The 3,220-nt window shown below is 54.8% G+C and carries 3 protein-coding genes; 1 reads left to right on the forward strand and 2 read right to left on the reverse strand.

Annotation, left to right across the window (positions count from 1 at the left end):
* Positions 1–218: 218 nt before the first annotated feature.
* Positions 219–1,115: a fumarylacetoacetate hydrolase family protein gene (locus B2R17_RS11905; RefSeq protein WP_286764155.1), complete on the reverse strand. Its 897-nt coding sequence runs from the start codon at positions 1,113–1,115 to the stop codon at positions 219–221.
* A 259-nt stretch (positions 1,116–1,374) separates the two neighbouring features.
* Between B2R17_RS11905 and B2R17_RS11910 the strand changes: the two genes are divergently transcribed.
* Positions 1,375–2,193, forward strand: a complete 819-nt coding sequence (locus B2R17_RS11910) for a sugar phosphate isomerase/epimerase family protein (protein WP_286764156.1) — start codon at positions 1,375–1,377, stop codon at positions 2,191–2,193.
* Positions 2,194–2,255: 62 nt separating this feature from the next.
* Here B2R17_RS11910 and hemQ read toward each other — a convergent pair whose 3' ends face one another.
* The gene (gene hemQ / locus B2R17_RS11915) at positions 2,256–3,149 is read right to left on the reverse strand and encodes a hydrogen peroxide-dependent heme synthase (RefSeq protein WP_286764157.1); all 894 of its coding nucleotides are present in this window, start codon (positions 3,147–3,149) and stop codon (positions 2,256–2,258) included.
* Positions 3,150–3,220 lie beyond the last annotated feature (71 nt).

Consider the following 3,220-nt stretch of genomic DNA (forward strand, 5'->3'; position numbering starts at 1 on the left):
CCTCACCCTCGCGTACGCCTGAACGGCGTCGCTCGACCTCTCCCGAAACGAAGTTTCGGGAGAGGTACGCCGTGTGGAAATCTGCCGAAAAGCGGCATCAAAAAACTGCACGACCTCGGGGAGGGTGATGATAAATAGTTGCCAGCACAAGACTTAACATCCCCGTGACTTCTATCCGAGAAGGGGCAATTACTGCGAGTGAAGCTGTCCCTCCAATATCAGGCTTCAGCTTGGCAGGTGTTTTCCAGGCGACCGATGCCGTCGATTTCGACCACGCAGCGATCACCGGGGGCCAGATATCGTGGCGGTGTTCGTGCATCACCCACTCCTGATGGAGTTCCCGTGAAAATCAGGTCGCCGGGCTTCAGCGTCATGAATTTCGATAGGTGTGTGATCAACGCGGGGATGTCGAAGATCAGTTGATCCGTTTTGCTCTCCTGCAGTGTTTCACCATTGATGTGCAAGCGAATCGGGAGATCGCCTGGATCAGAGATCTCGTCGGCGGTGACGACGGCGGGGCCGAGTGGAGCAAACGTGTCAAATGATTTCCCCACCAACCATTGCCCGCCGGGACGCCCCTTTTGCCAATCTCGCGAAGATACATCGTGACCGACCGCGTATCCAAAGACCGCGTCCATCGCTTCGCTGGCATCGACGTGGCGGGTGGTTTTCCCAATGACCACGACCAATTCGGCTTCGTAGTCAACTTTGTCGCTGATCTTGGGCAGCACGATGTCTTGTCCGTGTCCGACCAGTGCTGAATTGAATTTGCTGAACACGACCGGCAACGATGGTTTCTCGGCTCCCGTTTCAATCGCATGATCGAGATAGTTCAAACCGATGCAAAGAATTTTTTCAGGGCAGGCGACCGGCGGCAGCAATTGATCAGGAGCATCGGTCCACTGCGAATCCGTGGGAGTGGGGAGTTGATCGAAGTCTGATTTGCCGAGCGAAAAAAGCGTGTTGCCTTGCAACCATTTTTGTTCAACCTCCGCACCCAACAAATCGCCAATGGGACAAACCTTGGGACGCGGAGCCAATTGGGTTTCAGGTTCTTTTCGAATCGCCAAACGTGTGGCACCGGAAGAATCAACGTAACGGCAAAAAGCGACCATGAGGGGAACCAATCGAAATGGCAGTGAGGCGGGGACAGTGGACTCGAGAAGTCAAAACAGATGACCGGATGAATCGTTGATTTGCTAGCAAATCTTTTCTTTTGCAAGCAATAAGATAACGATCCACTCAATTGTTGGGGGAAGCCAGCAGAGGCCCAAACGAATCTTTACACTGCGACCACGCGTCGGCATACTCCGATCCCCGCGGCTGCGTTGGAGCTCCAGCGGGCGAGTTCGATCCTCTCTTTTCCCACCGTCTATGAACACCTTGGCGATCAACCAATTGTCGACTCTTCGATGGGAATTCGAGCAAGACGCTCAAGCGTATTCCGACCGAGGTTTCGAAGGCATTGGCTTGTTTCGACCGAAGCTTGATGACCTGGGAATCGATCGAGCCGTGGAGTTGCTGGCCGAAACGAACTTGCAAGTCACTTCGCTCAGTTGGGTTGGTGGATTCACCGGCAGCGATGGTCGAGGATTTGACGACGCCGTTCGCGATGCGATGAGCGCCGTTCGTGACGCCGCGGAATTGCGAGCCGAAACGCTGATCGTGTTGGCTGGTGGTCGCAACAATCACATTCGCAAGCATGCTCGCCGGACGCTTTGCGATGCCTTGTCTCACCTCGCGATCATCGCCGAGGAGTTTGGCGTGAAGCTTTCTTTGGAACCGATTCACGCCGGATGCGGCATGGAATGGTCCTTCGTCAATGATTTGGAATCGACCCTCGAGATTCTCGATATGGTCGACAGTCCCAACCTAGGAATCGTGCTGGATACCTATCACGTCGGCATGGATGACCGAGTGCTCGATATGTTGCCGCACGTCGTTCCTTTCATGCATTTGATGCAGTTGGGCGACGGTCGACACAGTCCACTCGGCGAGATGAATCGTTGCCTTCTGGGTGAAGGCTGCGTGCCGATTCAGTCGCTGGTTCACCGAGTCTTGGAACTGGGATACTCCGGACCGATCGAAGTGGAGTTGATCGGCGAAGACGTCGAACCGCTCAGCTACGAATCCGTGCTTGATCACACGCGATCGTACCTGGACCAATACGTTGGTCCTGTGAAATCGACTTAGGTCCGGTAGCCACCAGACCAATCGATTGAAAGCTAGAATCGAACCAGCTTCGCTGTTTGAGATCAAACTAAACGGCAGTGCTGCAAAATCGCGTCGGCATCCGCTTTGTAGCCGACGTAGAAGGGCCCGAACTCGGCGTACTTCGCGCTCGCTTGATCGAATCGCATCTTGTAGACGATGTCTTTGAGATACTGAGGATTGCGACCCCACAACGTCACCATCCATTCCCAATCATCCAGTCCAACTCCGACTGAGATCAACTGGCTGACCTTGCCCGCGAAAGCCATTCCGCTTTGGGCGTGTTCGGCCATCATTTGGTTACGAGCGCTGAATGGTTCCATGAACCAGTTGGCACCCGGCACTCGGCTCTTGTTCATCGGATAGAAACACGCCGACGGCCAATCAGGAATCTCCGGTTGCAAGCGATTGCGATTCATCATCGGCAAACGTCGCTCATAAGCAGCCACTTTCGCAGCCAACTCAGGTGAGTCCGGTGCGTTGCCTTCTTTGATCAATCGTTGACGATACTCTTCGATCGAAGGAACGTATTCGCTCACTTCGCTGACGGAGACGAACGACCACGCGGGTTCAATCAACCGACCAATTCCCGGTGCCATGATCGCTTGGTGGATGCCATCGACTTTAGCGGGATCGGGATCCATCACCATGATGCCGAAGTCGCAATCGTGGCCGCTGATCCAATACGACGCCAAGCGTTCGGGAACCGCATCGCCGGTGGGGTTCAGGGCCGCGAGGAATTGTTCGCGATGATTTGGTGCAATCGATCCATCAAACATTTCACGACGGAATCGATAGAAGTAGTGGCCGCAGTGCCAACCTTCTTCTGGAATGACACTTGGTTCAGGCAAAGGAGCGTGCCCGGGCCGGCCGACTCCTGGAGGAGGACCGCCAGCAGAGGGTGCGGAAGGACGTGACTGCGATGGATCAGATGTCATGGAGGTCGATCGAGTGGGTGTTTTTTTGGAGGACGTCGCGACGAAGCGGCGGGTTCAGAATCAGAACCTGC

Source organism: Rhodopirellula sp. UBA1907, from assembly GCF_002337565.1.
Classification (GTDB): Bacteria; Planctomycetota; Planctomycetia; order Pirellulales; family Pirellulaceae; genus Rhodopirellula; species Rhodopirellula europaea.

Bases quoted from the DNA above. Each gene is read 5' to 3' on its own strand.
- B2R17_RS11910 (WP_286764156.1), top strand. From the start codon at position 1,375: ATGAACACCTTGGCGATCAACCAATTGTCGACTCTTCGATGGGAATTC.
- B2R17_RS11905 (WP_286764155.1), bottom strand. From the start codon at position 1,115: ATGGTCGCTTTTTGCCGTTACGTTGATTCTTCCGGTGCCACACGTTTG.
- hemQ (WP_286764157.1), bottom strand. From the start codon at position 3,149: ATGACATCTGATCCATCGCAGTCACGTCCTTCCGCACCCTCTGCTGGC.